The sequence below is a fragment of the Sphingobacterium sp. DR205 genome (genome assembly GCF_011064245.1).
Classification (GTDB): Bacteria; Bacteroidota; Bacteroidia; order Sphingobacteriales; family Sphingobacteriaceae; genus Sphingobacterium; species Sphingobacterium athyrii.
Genome location: NZ_CP049333.1, coordinates 462,440 through 482,375 on the forward strand (window position 1 = coordinate 462,440; position 19,936 = coordinate 482,375).

Annotated in this window: 13 protein-coding genes; 2 read left to right on the plus strand and 11 right to left on the minus strand. The window is 39.4% G+C overall.

Annotated features, from left to right (window positions below; translation table 11 throughout):
* Positions 1-7 precede the first annotated feature (7 nt).
* The 11 genes from G6053_RS01880 to G6053_RS01930 all read right to left on the minus strand — a co-directional run bounded on the left by G6053_RS01880 (position 8) and on the right by G6053_RS01930 (position 16,016).
* Complete coding sequence (locus G6053_RS01880) at positions 8-1,351, minus strand: TlpA disulfide reductase family protein (RefSeq protein ID WP_165305407.1); 1,344 nt, start codon at positions 1,349-1,351, stop codon at positions 8-10.
* A gap of 11 nt (positions 1,352-1,362) precedes the next feature.
* Positions 1,363-2,589, minus strand: a complete 1,227-nt coding sequence (locus tag G6053_RS01885) for a thioredoxin family protein (protein ID WP_165305408.1) — start codon at positions 2,587-2,589, stop codon at positions 1,363-1,365.
* A gap of 46 nt (positions 2,590-2,635) precedes the next feature.
* Positions 2,636-4,129 (minus strand): retropepsin-like aspartic protease, encoded by a 1,494-nt coding sequence (locus tag G6053_RS01890; protein ID WP_165305409.1) that lies wholly within the window; start codon positions 4,127-4,129, stop codon positions 2,636-2,638.
* A 44-nt stretch (positions 4,130-4,173) separates the two neighbouring features.
* Positions 4,174-5,346, minus strand: coding sequence for a TlpA family protein disulfide reductase (locus G6053_RS01895; RefSeq protein WP_165305410.1), 1,173 nt, complete (start codon positions 5,344-5,346; stop codon positions 4,174-4,176).
* 2 nt (positions 5,347-5,348) lie between these two features.
* Entirely contained in the window at positions 5,349-6,728 is a 1,380-nt protein-coding gene (locus G6053_RS01900; RefSeq protein ID WP_165305411.1) for a TlpA disulfide reductase family protein, read from the minus strand.
* 19 nt (positions 6,729-6,747) lie between these two features.
* The gene (locus G6053_RS01905) at positions 6,748-8,301 is read right to left on the minus strand and encodes a PKD-like family lipoprotein (protein ID WP_165305412.1); all 1,554 of its coding nucleotides are present in this window, start codon (positions 8,299-8,301) and stop codon (positions 6,748-6,750) included.
* Between the two features lie 9 nt (positions 8,302-8,310).
* Positions 8,311-9,078, minus strand: coding sequence for a DUF4843 domain-containing protein (locus tag G6053_RS01910; protein WP_165305413.1), 768 nt, complete (start codon positions 9,076-9,078; stop codon positions 8,311-8,313).
* 8 nt (positions 9,079-9,086) lie between these two features.
* On the minus strand, positions 9,087-10,541 hold the full coding sequence (locus G6053_RS01915; protein WP_165305414.1) for a RagB/SusD family nutrient uptake outer membrane protein: 1,455 nt from the start codon (positions 10,539-10,541) through the stop codon (positions 9,087-9,089).
* 4 nt (positions 10,542-10,545) lie between these two features.
* Positions 10,546-14,040, minus strand: coding sequence for a SusC/RagA family TonB-linked outer membrane protein (locus G6053_RS01920; protein ID WP_165305415.1), 3,495 nt, complete (start codon positions 14,038-14,040; stop codon positions 10,546-10,548).
* 165 nt (positions 14,041-14,205) lie between these two features.
* Positions 14,206-15,333: a FecR family protein gene (locus G6053_RS01925; protein ID WP_165305416.1), complete on the minus strand. Its 1,128-nt coding sequence runs from the start codon at positions 15,331-15,333 to the stop codon at positions 14,206-14,208.
* Positions 15,334-15,443: 110 nt separating this feature from the next.
* A complete protein-coding gene (locus tag G6053_RS01930; RefSeq protein ID WP_108636347.1) occupies positions 15,444-16,016 on the minus strand; it encodes an RNA polymerase sigma-70 factor in 573 nt (190 codons plus the stop codon).
* Positions 16,017-16,418: 402 nt separating this feature from the next.
* Here G6053_RS01930 and G6053_RS01935 point away from each other — a divergent pair, with 402 nt between their 5' ends.
* Positions 16,419-17,405 (plus strand): LacI family DNA-binding transcriptional regulator, encoded by a 987-nt coding sequence (locus G6053_RS01935; protein WP_108636346.1) that lies wholly within the window; start codon positions 16,419-16,421, stop codon positions 17,403-17,405.
* A gap of 172 nt (positions 17,406-17,577) precedes the next feature.
* A complete protein-coding gene (locus G6053_RS01940) occupies positions 17,578-19,929 on the plus strand; it encodes a GH92 family glycosyl hydrolase (RefSeq protein ID WP_165305417.1) in 2,352 nt (783 codons plus the stop codon).
* The last annotated feature ends 7 nt before the right edge of the window (positions 19,930-19,936 follow it).

Below are 19,936 nucleotides of genomic sequence, written 5' to 3' on the forward strand. Positions count from 1 at the left end.
TCGGTTTTTATTTTTTAATCCATTCTTCAATTAATGTTTTCAATTTTGGGTCACTAGGTCTCGGACTATCTGCGGAGATTAGGTTTCCAGCCTTATCGATCAGAATATAACGTGGTATACCATTTACTTTATACGCATTTGTCAACTCATTTCCCGGTCCCGCGTGTAATTGAATTCCTTTCATATTTTTCTCTTTAACATAGGTTTCCCATTTTGGTTTGTCCTGATCGACGGAAACACCAACAAATGCGATCGGTTTTCCTTTAAACTCCTCGTTAAGTTTTTCCCAATGTGGTTCTTCCGCACGACAAGGTCCACACCATGTAGCCCACATATCGACCAATACTACCTTACCTTTAAGATCGGCGAGACTTGTTTTCTTACCACTAAGATCGGGATAGCTAAATTGGAAAGCAGGTACACCTGTTTTTGTTTCTACCAATCGCGCTTCTACAACTTTTGCCCGTTCGATTTGCTCAGGTAGCGTAAAATACTTTTTGTATTTCTCATTCATTTCCTGAAAGTCGCCATAAGAACGTGCTCCCTCAAGCCGCTGCAATACGTATTGTCCTTTTAGTACATCGGGTCCGATTGCCGCTACTTGTTGATCAAATGTTGGTTTGGAGGAAAGATCCAGCTTACGATAGATCATATTACTCATAAAGCGGTCGCCATACGGAAATTTTAATAATTCGGTCGTCAGATAACGATCGGCGTTGAACTGGGAATAAAAATCACTCATTTCCTCTTTACTTGGATGGGCTGTACGTGGCATGTACAGATAAGAGATTGCATAATAGGCAAAATCATAATCGACTAGTTCAGGGAAAAATTTGTCAAAATTCGGATTCCCAGTCTTGACCTTCTTTTTGATGCCGTCTAATTTTCCTTTAAATTCCTCTACCTCGGGGAAGAAATCGACATAAGTACTCATGCCACCAGGAGTGGTGCCTTTATCGCGAAAAGTTTTCGATTGTTTGTCCCAAGCGTATAACGTTTCATTTTCTGGGCTATTTTTACCTGTTAATTCATAATCATTTTGGGTTAATTTTAGGTTTAATTCCTCATTTCCCTTGAAGTAAAAACGGAAAAGTCCCTGCTGATTCTGGGCATTCCCGCTACCAACAGAATACAAGCCTTCGTATTCAGGCGTAAAACGAAATGCAAATCTTCCAGATGCATCGGGAATGGATGTTGCGATTTCCTTCAATCGACCATTGAGCACTTTAAATAATCCGACACGTTTTACTTTAGCGGGATCTGTCGTTCCGGTGATGTTGCTTGGCTGTTGTGCGAATGCGACAATCGAGCAAGTCAGGGCAGTGAGCAATAAAATAGTTTTTCTAATCATGTTATAGCGGGTTAACTTAATTTAAATGGAATAATTTTCTTAATATTCTTAGCTTGATATAAACTGGCATCTTTTCTTTTTATGGCCTCATTTAAGTCTTGCAGGTCTTTTTTGTCGATGGTTAGGAATGGAGATGTTAAATCTGACTTCAGCAGCTTTTCCATCCCTTTGGAAGCCTGATCAAAATCTTTTAAATAGTAATTTAATAGTATCAGCCGATAACAATCTACGGGGTCCAGTGTGTTTCGTTGTTCTGCGGCTAGATATTCAGCTCGTATAGATTTCAGGATTGCCGGGTTCTTTGACTGATCTAGAATGACCGGTCCAAAGGCGTTGCTGCGTTCATCCCAAGTAGGGTAAAGTTTATATTCGTCAATCAGCGCTAAATAGCTGGCCCCATTTTGGGAGCCGGCATAGTAACTCGTTACAAACCCGGGTAAAAATACCTCCCATAATTTATCGTTGAACGTAGGACGTATATAGGTCAACATGGTGTTTAGGCTATCCAATTGCTGCGCTGCCCCATATTGTTTACTTTTTGCTTTGGCAATTGTTGAAATTTTGTTGCGGAGTAGATTTCCGCCGTATAGTTTAATCAGTTTTGGAAGATTGTCATAAGCCCAGTTATTATATTTTGTAAAGGAAGTAACGCTATTGGCCAAGAAAGCGGTTTCATTGAACAGATCTTTCTGTTGCTCTAGATATCCTTCGAGTTCCGCAAAATCGTGTTTTTCGCCGGTTTTGATAAAACGTTCGCTGTAAGCTGCAGGATAGACGTTGTCCAATGTATTGTTAAATGCGAGGTATTGCCCAGATTTATTGCGCCGGACAGCTTCTTTTAGTAAAGGGACAAATCGGTCCACACCAAAGAAACCAGATTCGGTCATTATGGTTTTACCTTCGGGGTTTACGATGATATAGGTGGGGAACCCTGGGGCACCGTACTTACGAGCTAATTTCTTCCCGTCGGTCTCTTTCATGACATCTGTTTTGTATAGAATGTAATTAGTACTTAATTCTTGAGCCACTATTGGATCTGGAAAAACCTGTTTATCCATCTCTGCACAGGGCATGCAGCCAACAAAATAGAGGTCGATTAAGATGAGTTTATTTTCTTTTTTTGCCTGTGCTTGGCATGCCGCATAGCTGCCCTCAAAGGCTTTTTCTTGTGCGTTTGTGGTGCTTGAAATGAATATTCCGTAACAGACCGTGACAATATAAAAAATAATCTTTTTCATAAAATTTGTTTTGAGAATTAGGGATAGTATATCTTGTTTAATGAGATTAGATGTTTATGATATTCTTGTCAACCGTGGTCACAGAAATTGATTCTGCTGTCGATCTTAATCGAATTTCATCTATCAGCGTTGGATTTTTTTTCAGCTGATCGACCGTATACTTGTCTATACGTTGAATCAAATCTCCTGCTTTCAGACCCGTTGGATTTTCGACGGCTCCTACAACTCCAAGAGCTTTAAGCTGCCCGGCATTATCCCAGCCAAACTGATAATTCTTTATCAAAAAATCCTGCGGGTGGGCATGTAATTTATTTGGAGAAAAGTAGGCCTCGCTTTCTGCTAGATTTATTGTAATGTTATAACGGCTTAATAGGCGAACGCCAATTGAACCATCGAAACCAGGTTGCCATTGTTCATTTCCAGCACTACCGCCCATGAGTGTGACAGGCAAGCCTTGCATTGGCGGCAGGGGAGAAATGGCAAATTGGTAGCTTTTGCCCGAGAAGGTGGGAGAGGAAACTCCCATGCTTACGGTTGCCGCCTGTGCTTCCGGTTTAAATCCGCTGACCAGCAATTTATTTTGGCGTACAAAAGGACGGAAACAGATCAGGTCATACGAGGCACCCGTGTCGAAAACAAAATGCCCCGAGTAGCTCTTGTCCTTGACGACCTCAAGCTGTCCGGGTAATATCATTACGCCAGCAGGCATTGTAATCGGTACTGCAGTTCCCTTGCCTTTGTATTGAAAATCTCCGAAGTCGTACAATGAAAGAGTATTTTTATCGTAGTCGATATGCGTGATAAATTGGCGTATCAATGTATTGCCGATAATGCCATCGCCTTCTTTGCCCATTTCGGGAAAGATAGCAATCCCCTGTCCCGCTAGCTTTAGCGTGTCCAATAGAACACTATTGTTGTCAGATACCTGAATTTTTGTGTTGCCTCCGACTACTGAAGCGTTGTTCTCACGGGTTACCTTTAAACCAATAGCATCAGCAAGCTGCTGGTTCACGGCCATTCCATCTGCTCCGGTGTCAAAAAGGAGCCTTAAAGGTTTTTCGTATGCGTTGATTTTCACCTGTAGGTAAATGGATCCGTTTTTGTTTTCAAATGGAATGACTGCACGTAATTTAGGCTGGATTTCTCTTTTCAGTCCGTAGAGTTGATCAAAAAGACTGAAATAGATGAGTTTTCCCTCTTTGTCGACCAAAGCTTGATTGCTTGTTGTCTTACCCTTTGTGTCTGTGACCTCTATTTGAAGTAATGTCCCTCTTTTTGTTTTCTTGTCCGATAGAATATGTACCGCTTTTAGGGGATAATTTTTGACAATTTGGTTTAAGCGGAAGTTGGCTCCTTGGCCTGTGTGACCTGCGATGGAAAAATTTGGTGCGAGTTCAGCTGTTATTATCGAGGTGTCTTTTTGTTCAAAGCATGTCAGTAGTTTAGCTGGTAATTCTGTCGCAAGCTGAGCTTTTGACCACGATGCCCAGGCTGTCAACAGCAAGAGACTTCCAACTTTTATAATGGGTTTATATGGCATGGTTATACGGAATAAATTATTATTTGATAAAGTATGTAATAGAATTAGAAGCCGTAGATCTTTTTTAGTGCAATATCGATGTCATCTGTTGCCGATGCTATAACGCGCAAAATGATTTTTCCATTTTCATCCACCAGAATTTTTGTTGGAAAACCGTTGATCTGATATGCTTTTACGATATCCATTTGCTCCTTGTTCTCGTTATTTAGCACATTTGTCCAAGACAAGTTGAGTTCTTCTATAGCTTTGTGCCAGCTGTTTTTTGACTCATCAAGTGTTTTACCTCGTTCTTGGGCAATACCGATAATTTCAAAGCCTTTGTTTTTGTAACGACTGTAAAGCTGTTGGAGGTGTGGCATACTTGCACGGCATGGGCCACACCAGCTCCCCCAAAAGTCGAGTAGAATAACACGGCCTTGCATCTTTTCTAACCTAAAAGGAGTTCCGTAGGCAGTTGTCCGTGTAAATAGCGGTGCTGCTTTCCCTTTCGCAGTCACGGATTCTTTTGCAATTGTCGACGCTATTGCTGTTCCCATGTCTGTTGATTTATAATTCGAAGCAAGACGATTAAATGCAAATTTATAGTCTTCGGAAGTATAGCTAGACTTCATTCTGTAAAGCAAAAATAAACTGACATAGGATTCCGGATGGTTTTCTATAAACTTCTTTTGGAGATCACTTTCTTTTTTGCCTAATTGGCTGAGCTGTTCGAGTATCGTTTTACCTTCTGGAGATTCAGTACTTATCTTTCCCTCGAGAATTGGACTGTATAATCTGTTTTTTTGCTTTATATATCCAGCTGTTGATTGACGCAAGCTATTGTATTCATTGTTTTCTTCTCCACCTCTGACTTGCGCTAAATCAAGTTCCTCGGCATTGCCGTCTATAAGGATATCATTTTCAGAAATAAAAATATTGAGCGGATGACGCATGACCTGTTGTAATGCGCTGGTGTTTGGATCTTTGCCAATAGTCCTTAAGGTAGCATCAACCACCTGTGCTTGTTTTGGGATCTTGACTTCAAATAATCCATCCTTTACTGGAGTTGCGAAACCTTGTCTTTTACCTTGAGTGTCGATAAATGATATGCTCAGCTTTACTACAGGGTCTACTGCCGGCGATGTTATTTTCCCTTTCATTGTAACGCTGTCCCCCTGCGCAGATAGAAGCGAGGGAGATAACGTTAAGCATAGGAAGTAAATCCAAAGGTTATTCATGCCTATTTCGTTGCTAATACTTTTTCGAGGAGCTGTTTTAATTCTGGGCTCGATGGACGTGGTGAGTCTATGGTCACAACTTTACCTTGTTTGTCGAAAACCATAAAGCGTGGAATGCCTGTGATTTTGTAATATTTGGCAAAATCACCCCATCCGGAAGCAAAAAGCTGAAGACCACCGAGTTGCTCGTCTTTAATCATTTTTAGCCATTTGGCTTTATCTTTTTCCTCATCAACAGAGATGCTCACCACTTGAACATCGGTTCCGTGCAATTCTTTTTCAAGCTTTTTGAGATGTGGTATTTCTGCTTTACAGGGACCGCACCAGGTTGCCCATACGTCTATCAAAACTACTTTTCCTTTTAAATCGGCGAATTTTATGGTTTTTCCGTTATTGTCAGGAAAAGAAAAGTTAAGCCCTTGGTCTCCGCTTTTTAATTGAGCCATGTCATTCATGATCCCTGTCGCGCGTTGCTTTTGGCTTGCTGTTAAAAAATAGGAGTGGTATTTATCTGCGGCTTCTTTATAACTAGCATAATCTTTTTGTCTGGCTAGATAACTCAAGACAACGTCTCCTTTTAAGGTGTCGTTGGGAAGAAGCTGCATGTCTTTTTGTAAGCCCGCAACCCCTTTTTCGTAAGGTATATTTGCCGTGCGACGGGCTACCGATGAGATGCCGCCCAACGTGCGGTTTCCCCAGGGCATTTGATAAACTAAAGACGCATCTTTTGCAAAATTGGTCAACGTAAGACTTTTGTAGTAATCCGAATATTCTTCTACTGCGGGGTGTGCCGAACGTGGTGTATTGAGGAAATTTGTCGCATTCGCGGCAAGATCCCATTGAATATAATCGTATAGTTTTGCATCGAATTTTGCATTTCCACTTTTATTATTTTTTGTGAAGGCATTGGCTTTGGCGGCAACAATCTCCAGATCTGGAAAAAAATCGACGAAGGTACTTTGGGTTTTCATCCAATAGAAGGCTTTTTGTTCTATTGGGTTGACTTCTTCGTGCCAACGGCTCAGGATCTGGTTTTCCTTACTGTTATTTGTGCCAGTCAATTGGTAATTTTTTTCAGAAACGGTCAACTCAAGTTGATCGCCCTGCTTAAAGTAGAAGATATTATTATCGGTTTGACTCCCAATTGTTCCTGAGCCGATGGCGTAAAAACCTTCGTATTCCGGATAGAAGGTGAAACCGAACTTTTTATTCAATTGCGGTTGTGCCGAAGCAATCTCAACCATATCGCCGTCGACGACTTTGAAGAGTTTGACTTGTTTAATAAACTCTTTGTCAAATGTTCCTTTGATTTGAACGGGGGATTGAGCGGAGACTGCACTTGCAGCGAGTATTGTTAATGAAGTTATAATATGTTTTTTCATTTCTTTTTTATAAAATGAGCTAATAGGATGATGGATAAGTATAGTCAGAGACGGTGGGAGCAATATAGATTATTGCTCGTGCAATGCCGCCTCCCTCAAGTGTTTGGATTGGATTGGCGTCTAGATTTCCTGAGTTTTTTGTAAACATTCTGATTTTATAGTTCGATCCAATTTTTGTTCCGACGATGACAAAGTTGAAAGCATACCCCGATTCTGAATATTTTAAATGTTTGATAAAAGTAACTTGTTCGTCACCTGGAGCTGTAAACTGTAGTTGTTCAAAACCATTACTTAAATTTCTACTGTATAATTGATTATTATTAACAAAGTACATTAGGTTTTCATCATCCAAGAGCAATGTATACAGGCTGGCATTATATAATTTGGATGAGGGATCAATTGCCTCTTTTTTTATGGATAATATATATTGTTTTTTCTCTAACGCACAAAGTGATTTTAGAGCGGGGTCAGTTTTGTCCTGTAATATTGCGTAACCAACAGTTTTATAGTAATAATCGGGAGCAGGTAAATAAACATTGGACTTCATTCCCAGAAACAGTGCTTTCTGATTGTTATTTGAGGTGCTAATATCATTGGCAGCATCATTTGAAAATATGGTCATGGTGGATCCATAACCGTTACCGAGTGTTGTAAAATTTCCTCCTAAATTGTCAAATAAAATGGGATCATTGCTACCACTTGAGATCATATATTTAGACAGCTCATAACTGCTGTTATTCCCATCTATCATAGCTTTATTGCCAAATTGACCTGTATTGGCACTCATTGCATAGATATTGTATAATTGTCCATTATTGAGAACATAATTAGCCGTGCTGCCCATAAAAGCTCCGGTATTACCCGTAATCTGTTGTGCACCTCCCAAGAATAGATTCTGTCTATCTCTAATTTTTTTTAAATTATTGACATTCACCGTTTGAATATCTTTATCGGTAGAGAGGAATAATGCTCGGGTATTTGAATAGGAAGAAGGATTGAGGATATTACTTTTGTAACTGGAGGAGAAGCTAATAAAATTACCTTTTCCTTCGATCTTTTGATTATTTGCTGTACTGTAAACATTTTCGATTTTTCCATTTACCAGATTATTTTGTGGGGTTAGGTAGAGATCCAAATCTGAATTGTTACCATCATCTTTTAAAACATACCAGCCTCGCGTAAACTGTGTACTAACGGTTATAGTGGCGGTTTTATACTCGCTATAACCTGTTTTTTTGTTTTTAACGATACAGACTGCGATCCAGTCTTTAGCGTCCTCAGTGATAAAATAGCTTAGGTTCTGACTGCGGGCGATGGTATCCATTGGTTCAGCTCTTCCTTGAACATTGGTTTCGTAAAATCCCCAACGATATTCTAATTCACCTTCTTTATTCGATTTTGCAGTTGGAAAAATTTTTAAGGTATCTTTTAGAGAAATGACAGCATATTTTGACTCAATTCCTTCGATATCAATATGCTCAGTTTCGCTGTAATCATAGTTACTTTTATCTTTTGAACAGGACAAAATAGATAGACAGCCAAGCAGTAGTATGTAAATATTTATCTTTTTCATAGATCGTGTTTAATTAGGAAAGGTAATGAGATCGCCATTTTCTGCACGTAAAGGGGCATTGGGATGTTGCTTGTTGTAATCTATCACAGCCATTCCAAGTACAGATTTATAATAGCTCATTTGATCTAATGGGAGGGTAGCTATAAAATTTTGATCCCATCGCTGACCCGTAACCTCAATCATGAATTCATGTTTTCTAACACTATATGCTCCGAAATAATAGGTAGAGTAGGAGGTTGTCCAAGCATTGGGTTGGCTGAGGCGATCGGTAAATTGTAGTTTTCGCCAAGATTTGGTGGGTTCACCAATATTAAAGTTTTCGTTAGCGACAATGGAAATACCTAAATTAACCGTTTTGCTTTTTAATTCCCCATCTCTTAAAATTACGACAGGTACTCTTGCGTGTACAGAGTCGGGTTTGATAACGTAGAGGTTAGCAACATTTGGGTCATCAAAAGAAATGAAGTGTTTTCCTGGGACAGCATTTTCCACTCCGGGTAGGTTTATTTGTTGAAGCTGATATTTCCGGTCTTTTTTAGATGTTTCACCGACGGTATAGATATCAAAATACACGGTGTCTTGATGTATATCCTGTGCTTCATAAAAGAATGTTTCAGATTTTAGCGAATCTGTATATTCATTAAGTTTAAGGTTCGAAATTGGAGGCCCAAACTGTAATCGTGGAATATCATCAAATATATAATATTGGTCTTTTTTGCAGCTATTGAACGAGATGCATACAATACCAACTATAAAGAGTAAAAAATATGGTTTCATAGCGGTGATTAATTAATTGATTCAACTGTTGGCATGGGCAAGAGGTAATTGACCACTGCATTTGAGGGAGCAAACAATATTTGCGGTTTTGGTATATTTAGTCTTTTGTAAGCGTAAAAAGCTTGTCCTTCTCCATAGAATTCCTTTCGGTATTCCTTAATAATCTCGTTCTGCAATGTTGGTACGTCCCCGGGTATGGCCAGTCCTGATATATTTCGGTTTGCTCTAAAGGTTTTCAGATACTCCAAGCCTTCGGTGAAAGGTGCTGTTTCTGCCAAAATCAGATAAAGCTCACTCGTACGTATCATTGGAAGTTGTTTGTAATCTGTTAAAACGGTTACATTGTCTGCAGTAACCCAAAACTTTCTAATCACATTATACTTGGAACCATTTGACAATGTAATCATATTCCAAAGCGATGATTCTCTAAAATCAGTTCCAGTATTACCATATAGTTGATTGGTAATGGTTGTTGTGGAAGTCCCTTTGCGATATGTCGCATTGCCAAAGTTATCGGTATAGGTTTTTGCTAAATCAAAGGCGTAGAGTCCGAATATGTGCTCAGAAGTAAGGATGTAATTGGTTGCTGTATACTCTTTTCCGGTTGCCAATTTAAACTTAGAATCTCCGTTTGTGTCTTTTGCATCGATAACTTCCTTTGCTGCTCTATATGCATTTTCTTTCTCTCCATACCATAGGCTTGCGCGAGATTCCAACGCCTTCATTGCATAATAATTGAAGCGCATGTTTCTATAGGACATGAAGTCATCTAGTGGTTTGTAGTTGCTGCCAGCGCCATTTGGATTTCTGACATCATTCATGGAATAGGTAAGCATAGGGTCAAACTCTTTGATAAGTTCTTCTGCCAGTTTCAGATCTGTGAAAATTTTGCTTTTATATTCGTCATAAGAAATATGCTGATGAATTTCTCTGTTGAATTCGGTTACATACGCGAGCTGATTTCCAGTTGCAGGTTCTGTCGGTATGGGGCCATAAAGCCGCATGAGGTCAAAATGTATATAAGCGCGGAGACCTAGACATTCTGCTTTGATTACTTGGTATATCCCTTGGTTCTTAAAAACAGATTTATTGGATTCGAGATTCTGCAATATGGAGTTTATTGCTGCGATTGTTACATATTGCTGGGCAAATATAGCATTGAATTGATCAATTACCCGATTATCAGCATAGTTGAAAAGTCCCAACTGTTGTTCCACGGTATTTGGGGTCACATCCCAGCTTGAGAGTAGACTTTCTATTGTTCCAAAAGTTAGTGCCTGACCATAGGCTGTTTTGCTTTTTGCAGAAATGTAAACACCTGCCAATGCATCTTTAAAACCTTGCTCAGAGTCGAATAACTTATCGGCGGGTATTTGCGTCCGTGGTAAGACATCCAAAAATTTATTGCATGAGCTCAAAAATAAGGATCCTACGAGACTTGCTATTATAATATGTTTTTTCATTTTGTTAAAATGTTGCGTTAAGACTAAAAGTAACCTGCCTTGAAAAAGGATAATTTGTTCCCCGTTCTTGACGGATACTGGAAATGATAAATGGATCAGATACGTCCAAGCCTATGTTGACATTTTCGAAGCCGATTTTCTTGACCCAGTTCATGTAACGAAAATCATATTGGAAATTAAAACTTCTTGCATATATGGTGTTTTCATCTTGGACAAACCGGGATGTTTTATAGGTTGGATTTGTATTTAAGAGCCCTTTGAATGGCGCATAATCGCCGGGATTTTGCCATCTGCCAGTATAGACACGTTCATCAACATTATATTTGTAACTACTGGTTTCGACTCTTTCAGCCAGGGTTCTATTGTAAGCTTGCCCTCCAAAACGATATCCTAACGACGCGGTAAACGTAAATCCTTTGTAGCGTAACATCGTATTGAAATTACCCCAAACTTTGGGATCGGTGTTTCCGACAGCAGTAACATCTTTTGAGGCCCAGGTGTAAGTTGGCGTTCCGTCGGCGGCGAGATAAAGCTCTTTGCCAGTGCTCGGATCTATTCCAAGCGAGGGCACAACCCAAATTGCATTGCTGGAATATCCCTCGATGTACATCTTGTTGGCATTGTAAAGATCTCCCTGGAGTGTTTTTTGAGCATTTTTTAAAGCTTGTGAAGTTTCCAATACCTTATTTTTGTTATGCAATACTGAACCAGAGACTGACCAGGTTAGGCCAGTCGGCTTTTTCATCAGATAAACTGTTGCATATAACTCGAATCCTTTATTTCTTAATTTTCCAATGTTGGCGGTGTAGTAATCGACACCTGTTGATGCGGGGGTATTAACGGACGAAACTAGATCATTGGTGTTTTCAATATAATAGTTGGCTTGCAGCGTTAGATACCGATCGAAAAGGTCAATATCGGTTCCGATATTGTATTTGAGCACTTGCTGCCATTTTAGATCTGGATTTCCTAAGCCCAATACATAGGCTCCTAACCAGTTGTAGTACCTATCCGAAGTGTAGTAACTATAGGTCGTTAATGCTTGATAAGTATTAAACTTGGTCGATCCGGATGTTCCTACTGAGCCGCGTAATTTAAGACGGTTGACGACTTCATTCTTTTTAAAGAATTTTTCTTCATGTAAATTCCAGCCAAGACCTGCAGACCAGAAAGGCGCAAAACGCTTGTTGGCGCCAAATTGTGATGAGCCATCCATACGGAATGTTCCGTCAATAAAATAACGGTTGTCATAGTTATAATTGGCATTTCCAACGAAACCTACGGTGCGATAATAATACTCTTTTCCTGAAGGTTTTCCATCCTTCATATATTGCAATGCCATCGATGGAAAATCAAGATCACTATTTGGGAACCCTTCTGCTGCGTTTGTCAGTTGCGAGGTGTTATCCTGAAAAATATTTGCCTCAGTTCCGACAAAAATCTGATGTTTTTCTTTTATTTTCTTGCTGTAGGATAGGTTTAAAGCTCCCTCGTATTTCATTCCCCGATTGAGACCAATCCAATAAGCACCTTTTCTAAAGACATCAACTCCAGTATAATTGGCAAAGTCAGTATGTTCTGCCGGCTTAAATGCATCGGACTGTTTATCCGATTTGGTAAAGCTAAACTTGCCAATTAATCGTAAGCCTTCCTGAATAGACCATTCGACAGCCGTTTGATTGGTAATGTCTGTTTGTTCGCCTTTGTCAAATGTTTTTAAGCTCGCATTATACAAGGGGTTTGTCGGAAGGGTTGTCCATATATTTGAATAATCAGTTGTACCCGGATCACCCAATACTTTATTGACATTTCCATCTTGATCATAAGGGCGCCAATACGGATTGAGGTTAAAATAATCACTGAATGATCCGTAAGGCGACTGCTGATTTTTAATGTTATTGATGTTTAAATAATTTCTGAATATTAAATTCTTGTAGGTATACGATAAGGTAATTGATCCGTTCAACGTATTTCTTGACGAACCTTTCATTACACCGGCTGTGTTGTTATTTTGAATGCCAGCTGAATATCGGAATTGGCTATCCCCGCCTTCCAGTCTTAAGTTGCTTCTCAAAGCATAGGAAGTACGCAATGGGATGGCCATCCAATCTGTTTCTACACCACTATTTACTTCATTTAACAGAAAATTATAGTAACGCTTATTCGGAGTGTCTGTACTTGCGTTCGGCGAATTATAAATTCCGGTAATACGTTCTAGCTCCAGTTTGTCTCTTGCATTAAGAAGGTGGTAAGCGGATAGGTCTGCATTTTCTACTTTTAACTCCGAGCCAAAACTTAAACGTAATTTGCCTGGTCTGGGAAGTTTCGTGGTGATGACAATGACGCCGTTAGCCCCCCGGGAACCATAGAGCGCTGTAGCTGCGGCATCTTTTAAAAGTGTAATGGAGGCAACATCATTCTCATTAATATCAATCAATGCTTGTAAAGAAGTCTGGAAACCATCTAAAACAATCAATGGCGTGTTGAGTTGACTTGCAGATTCGCTTTGAATTTCATTTACATTAGGGATGCTGGAATTACCACGCATCTGAATTTCAGGAAGTCGATTAGGGTCATTACCAAAAAGATTATTCTCAATGATGTTAAACGAGGGATCGATATTACGTAATGAGGTAACGAGGTTCCGAGCGCCATATTGTCGCAATTCTTTTGTGGTAATCGTCCGTGATGCTCCCGTAAAACTTTTGTCTTCCTTCTTAAAAATACCTGTAGAGACAACTGCTTCTTCAAGGGCATTTTCTTGTTTTTTTAAGCGAACTATCATCTTCTCCTGATTTAAACTCGCTTTAATTTCCTGTCTTTCGTAGCCTAAGGAAGTTATAACCAGAATTTCGTTTAGTGAAGATATTGGTAATGCAAAGCTCCCATCGGGCAGACTTATTACCCCTTTTCGTGCATCTTCTTTGAGTCGAATGGATGCACCTGAAATGGGTTTGCCTTCGTTGTCGATGACTCTTCCTTTAACGTATTGCTGCTGTATCGTCAAGACGATTCTTTCAGCTTGCGGTGTTACCATGGTAAGATGTTGGCGCCGCTCGGTATTCTTTTTGACAACTACAGTTTTATCAAAAAAGTCGTAAGACAGATTTGCTTTATTCAGGATTACATTTAGCGCCTGTTTGAAGGGAATATCCTTGATTTCAGTCGTCAAGTCGATGATTTGGTTGATCTCATTTTTCTTGTAAAAGAACGAATAACCACTTTGTTTTTCGAGGTTTTTCAAGATCGATTCAAGGCTCGATTTCTGCTTTTTTAAGTTAATCTGTTGGGCATAGGTATTTGCATCTACTTGCGACAAACCTAGACCTAGTAGTAGGGTGATTAAGTTGATCCTCATGAGAGATCTGGATAATGGGCGCGCAAAAAGAGGCTTTTGTTTTTCATAAATTCGCCAAATATCGGACGCCAGGTTAGCGTTCAAATTGGTCGAATGAAAATCTTTCTCCTTCTTTGTGAACGGAGTTAAGGTAAATTTCATTAAATTCGTTTGGTTTTAACGTGTTAATAATTTAGAAGTTAGACGATACTTTAATACCAATTAAGTTGGACGGGTTCTGCGCCAACAGGATCCGTCTTTAATTGATATTAACGAACTTTTGTTAGGGAGGAGATTTTATACTTTTCATTTTGTTAATACGTTTGGTTATGTAATGATTAAGTTGATTCTATTGTTCTTCCCTACAATTGCCTTGGTCTTAATGTCCGCGTAATTCAAAAGTGCAATGAGCTTTTCTAGACTCAAATTCCGTGGAATTTTCCCACTATATTGAGCCGCGTTTCCTTGCTTGTTGTAAGTGATGTCGATGTCATACCATCGGGCAATCTCGTTAAATACCTCCTCTGTATTGGTGCCATCAAAGTAAAATTGGCCACTTTTCCAACTAAGCACCTGATCAATATTGATAGTCTTCGACTGGAGTTTCCCGTCCTTAGCAAATGCTTGCTGGTTAGGTATTAATTTAACAGCACTGTTCTGTTGGGAAACAATAACAGCCCCTTCTTCTAGACTTGTACGAATTCCAGCATCTCCTGAGTAAGCATTGATATTGAATTTTGTCCCCAATACTTTGATCTGTTGATTTCCAGTTTTTACAATGAACCCCCTGTGATCCTTCGTTTTCTGAACTTGGAAATAGGCCTCTCCCTCCAATTCAACGATACGGTCGCCGTATGCAAAAGCAGATGGATAAGTCAATTTTGAATCAGCATTGAGGCTTACTAATGTACCGTCTGCCAGTACAATATCGTAGGTAGCTCCTTTGGGCGTTTTTAAAGTATTTTGTTGGGTAGTAATTTTCCCAGTAGAGGCGTTTCTATAACTGACTTTCCCCTTGGCATCTTTTGTTAGAATTGTTTCTCCGACCTGGATACTTTGATTTAATGATAATTCATCTAGATTGATCTGCTTCCCGTCGGCCAGCGTGATAATTGCTTTTTCACTTCCTGGAGGAATGGAAGCCAATAATTTATTGGATGCTATATGCTCTGCTGCTGGCCAGTATATATAGCTTAAAAAACCGATGATCAATACCGCAGCGGCTGCACTGATAATCCGTATGTATTTTATGGTACTGGATTTTTTTTCTACTACGCCAATTTCAGTGAGCAAACGATTTCTGACATTTTGTTGGATGTCTGAAAGCTGTTCTTCGGGTATTTGATCGGCCGATTGCTGATCAAACCAATCAAAAAGCTGTTTACGTTCCTCAATATTTTCGGCTCGGCTCAGAAAACTGCTTATCAATCTATATAATTCTTTCACTTGCTTCATAAATCGCAACTTATACTGGTTGGTTATATTACAAGTGATGTAAATGAAGAGGAGCTTCTACTCAGAAAGTAAAAAAAAAATTTTTTATTGAAATCGACGATTACTGATAACTAAAAGAATAAAATAAAGTGGAAAAGATGGCTTGTTGCTGTACGTAGATGTCGGATGGCTTTGTTAATATGTTTTTCCACCGTGGATTCGCTGATTTCCAATTTTATAGCAATCTCTTTGTTACTCATATAATATTCCCTGCTCAATTTGAATACTTCCCGACATTTATGAGGAAGATTTTCTACTTCTTTGGCAACTATATCGATAATATAACGGTAATAGAGTCGATCTTCGATGTTTATGGATTGATCTGCAAACTCAAGATGTTCAACGTTTTGGGTAATCTTTAGTTTCATCTCTTTGCGGTAATGGGCAAGGACTAAATACCGGCAAGAACTAAATAGATATGCTGGAAGAGACTCTATTTTTTCAATTAACGCTCTATTTTTCCATACGGAAATAAAGAGGTCATGCAGGATATCTTCGGCTACTTCGCGGCTGCTGATCTTTTTTGCAATAAAAGAAGTAAGATCGGGGGCAAATAAATCATATAATGCCGAAAAAGCACGCTGATCCCCTTGCTGTACAAGGGGGAGGAGATCTTGGTAGTGATATGATCCAGTGTTTTTCATAAGGAGCTAGTCGCCAGTAAATTTAAAAAAAAATTAACATTCTCATTACAAGATTGGTAAAGTAGTGCTGTTTTTTGTGTTCATTTTTGTATTTTTATTAAAATTCAACAAAAATTTATATTTTTTAATAGGAATTAACCAATAACTCGTCATAGGCGAAATAGGCTTCCAGTAGGTTTGAAGTATAGATTAGGTATTGTTATCGTATGACAGTGAAGCTACTTTAGCTAACTTAAAATGTTGTTATCATAAAAAGGCTATTTGTTATTGCGCAAGGTAGCGGGAACAACAAAAAAGTATTCAGTTAATTCACGCAAACGATTGTGTTGATATTCATTTGCCTCAATAAGAGTTTATTCTTCTTTTATTTTCTAATTTCACCTAATTTTATGAAATGCTCTTATGGCCAAATCTATTAAAGAAATTGCACAGGAACTCAATGTATCCAAATCCACCGTTTCGTTGGTGATTAATCATAAAGCGGAGCAGGCTCGTATTAGCAAAGAGCTTGAGAAACGTGTACTGGACTATGTCAAGAAAGTTGGGTACAAACCTAATTCATTGGCAAAGAGCCTCGCCACAGGCCGTTCGAATACAATCGGACTGATTGTCGAAAATATCGGTGATTCGTTTTTCGGTCCTTTTGCGCTATATGTGGAAGAGCTTTTGCGCAAGAAAGATTACCACGTTCTATACAGCAGTACATTAGGGGATCCCCAAAATGCGCAGGATATCATTGATTTTATGCTTGAAAAGAAAGTCGAAGGCATCCTCCTGGCACCTACTGTAGATCTGGAAGAACACCAGCGAAAGATATTGGAACATAAAGTCCCTTTAGTCGTTTTTGACCGAAATTCGCCAGAAGTAGCCACACATTATGTCCATATTGACAATGGGGACAGCAGCTTGAAGGCTTGTTCACATTTGCAGTCGATTGGATGTGAAAACTTTGGATTAGTCACAATTGATTCGGATCAACCTCAGATGCTTGCGCGTAAAAATGCCTATTTGCAATTTTGTGAAGAAACGGGGATGCAAGCACGGATATTACATTTGCCCTATCAGAACCTGCGGCAGAAGGGTATGACAACCTTACAGAACTGGGTGGCAAAAAATATAGAATTGGATGGTTTATTTTTTACCACCAATTACCTGTGTATCCTTGGTCTGAAATCGCTTCGGACAGAGGAAGGAAAGAATTTTGATTTCCCATTGTTTTCTTTTGATGATCATGAATTGTTTGATCTTTTGAATCCTAAGATCTCCTGTATCCGGCAACCTTTGGAGCCTTTGGCAAAAACCTGTGTGAAAGTCCTGTTAAAAGAAATAGACCGAGGGGTTTCCAGTCCTAAAGAATACGTAATTTCGACCGACTTGATTAAAAGATAGTCGAATAGCTGAAGCGCGAATTCGCTTTGGGTTTGCCCCAAAGAAAGTAAAGCCCTATTGTAAAAATCTTAAGACCTCCGCTTCGGAAACATAGCGTTTATTTTGATTTAATAATCTTTTTTATATCTTTACTAATACGTTTTAGTAGAAATATTTATATATATCCTAAATAATGAAGAAATCATTAAGTGTTTTTTTAGGGTCATTATTGTCCTTGGGTTTGTTTTGCGCAAAACCGGTTTTGGCTCAGAAGTTTAGAGGACAGCAAATGGAAGCTGTGGATCTGGTGAATCCTTTGATGGGTACAGAATCCAAATTTGAGCTTTCCAACGGGAATACTTACCCTTCCATAGCGAGGCCATGGGGGATGAATATGTGGACGCCACAGACAGGCAAAAATGGTGATGGTTGGCAGTATCAATATACAGCTGATAAAATCCGCGGATTGAAGCAGACTCATCAGCCATCTCCCTGGATGAACGACTATGGTGTTTTCTCGATTATGCCGGTGACGGGAAAACCGGTTTTTGATCAGGACGAACGTGCGAGTTGGTTTTCGCATAAAGCAGAAATTGTGAAGCCTTATTATTATTCCGTTTATTTGGCAGATCACGATGTAACAGCTGAGATGACGCCAACTGAACGTGCGGCGATGTTTCGAATCTCTTTCAATAAAACGGATGATGCCTATATCGTGTTGGATGCTTATGAAAAAGGTTCAGAGGTGCAGATCATCCCGGAAAAAAATATGATTATTGGCTATTCTTCGAAATATGCGCGTGGACCTTTACCTGAAAATTTTAAGAATTATTTTGTACTTGTCTTCGATCAGCCTTTTGCCAGTGTTGCGACTTGGGAAGGAAAGCAAAAGAAAGATGGACAGCTGCAAATTAAAGGTGACCATACCGGTGCTATTGTTGGTTTTAAAGTCAAGGATAAATCAAAACCTGTTCAAGTCAAAGTTGCATCCTCTTTTATCAGTGCTGAACAGGCGCTGTTGAACTTAAACGAACTCGGCAATAAGTCTTTTGATCAAATTAAAGAGGATGGTCGCCAGATTTGGAATACAACCTTAGGTAAAATTAAGGTAGAAGGAGATGATATCGATCAATTGCGTACATTTTACTCGACTATGTACCGGACGTTATTTTTCCCGAACAAATTATATGAGATTGATGCAAAAGGTCAGCCTGTACATTATAGCCCATATAACGGTAAGACGCTTCCGGGATACTTGTTCGGCGGGACAGGTTTTTGGGACACATTCAGAGCCTTGTATCCTTTCTTAAACTTTATGTACCCATCGATCAATAAAGAAATGCAAGAAGGACTGCTCAATGCTTATCTTGAAGGTGGATTTCTACCTGAATGGAGCAGCCCGGGATATGCTGACATCATGGTTGGTAACAACTCCGCTTCGGTCGTTTCGGATGCTTATATGAAAGGTCTGCGTGGTTATGATATCAACAAATTGTATGAAGCCTTGCAACATGGTGCAAATAATGAGGGACCAATGACTGCTGTCGGGCGAAAAGGTGTTGAATATTACAATAGCCTGGGTTATGTTCCTTATGACGTTAAAATCAATGAAAATGCTGCCCGTACATTAGAATATGCTTATGATGACTTCACCATATACCAATTGGCAAAAGCATTAAATCGTCCTAAGGCCGAAATTGACTTATATGCTAAGCGAGCTCAGAATTATAAGAACTTATTCGATCCTTCCACCAATCTGATGCGTGGTAAAAATAAGGATGGTAAATTCCAAACTCCTTTCAATCCATTGAAATGGGGAGATGCATTTACGGAGGGCAATAGCTGGCATTACTCCTGGAGTGTTTTCCACGATGTGCAAGGACTGATCAATTTAATGGGTGGCGAAAAAACTTTTGTCAATATGTTGGATTCTGTATTTGTCCAAGCTCCAGATTTTGATGATAGTTATTATGGTGGTATTATCCACGAAATCCGGGAGATGCAGGTTGCCAATATGGGCCAATATGCACATGGTAATCAGCCAATCCAGCATATGCCATACTTGTATAACTACGCCGGCCAACCTTGGAAAACACAATATTGGGTTCGCCAGGTCATGGACAGGATGTACAAGCCGACTCCTGACGGTTATTGTGGTGACGAGGATAATGGTCAAACATCGGCATGGTATGTGTTTTCGGCTTTAGGTTTTTATCCCGTTTGTCCAGCGACAGATGAATATGTGCTTGGGGCTCCATTATTTAAGAAAGCTATACTAACTTTTGAAAATGGCAAGACATTGACCATAGATGCGCCTAAGAATTCCGGTGAAAATGTTTATGTGAATACTTTGCAGTTTAACGGAACAAATTATGGTAAAAACTGGTTGAGTCACAAGGCTCTTCATGAAGGTGGAAATCTGAATTTTGATATGGCCGCTAAACCGAACTATAATAGAGGGGCTACCTTAAGCGCGGCTCCATATTCGATGACGAATGAATTGAAGGGGGATGTGAATTCAACTAAATCAAAGAAGAAAAAATAAGCAAATT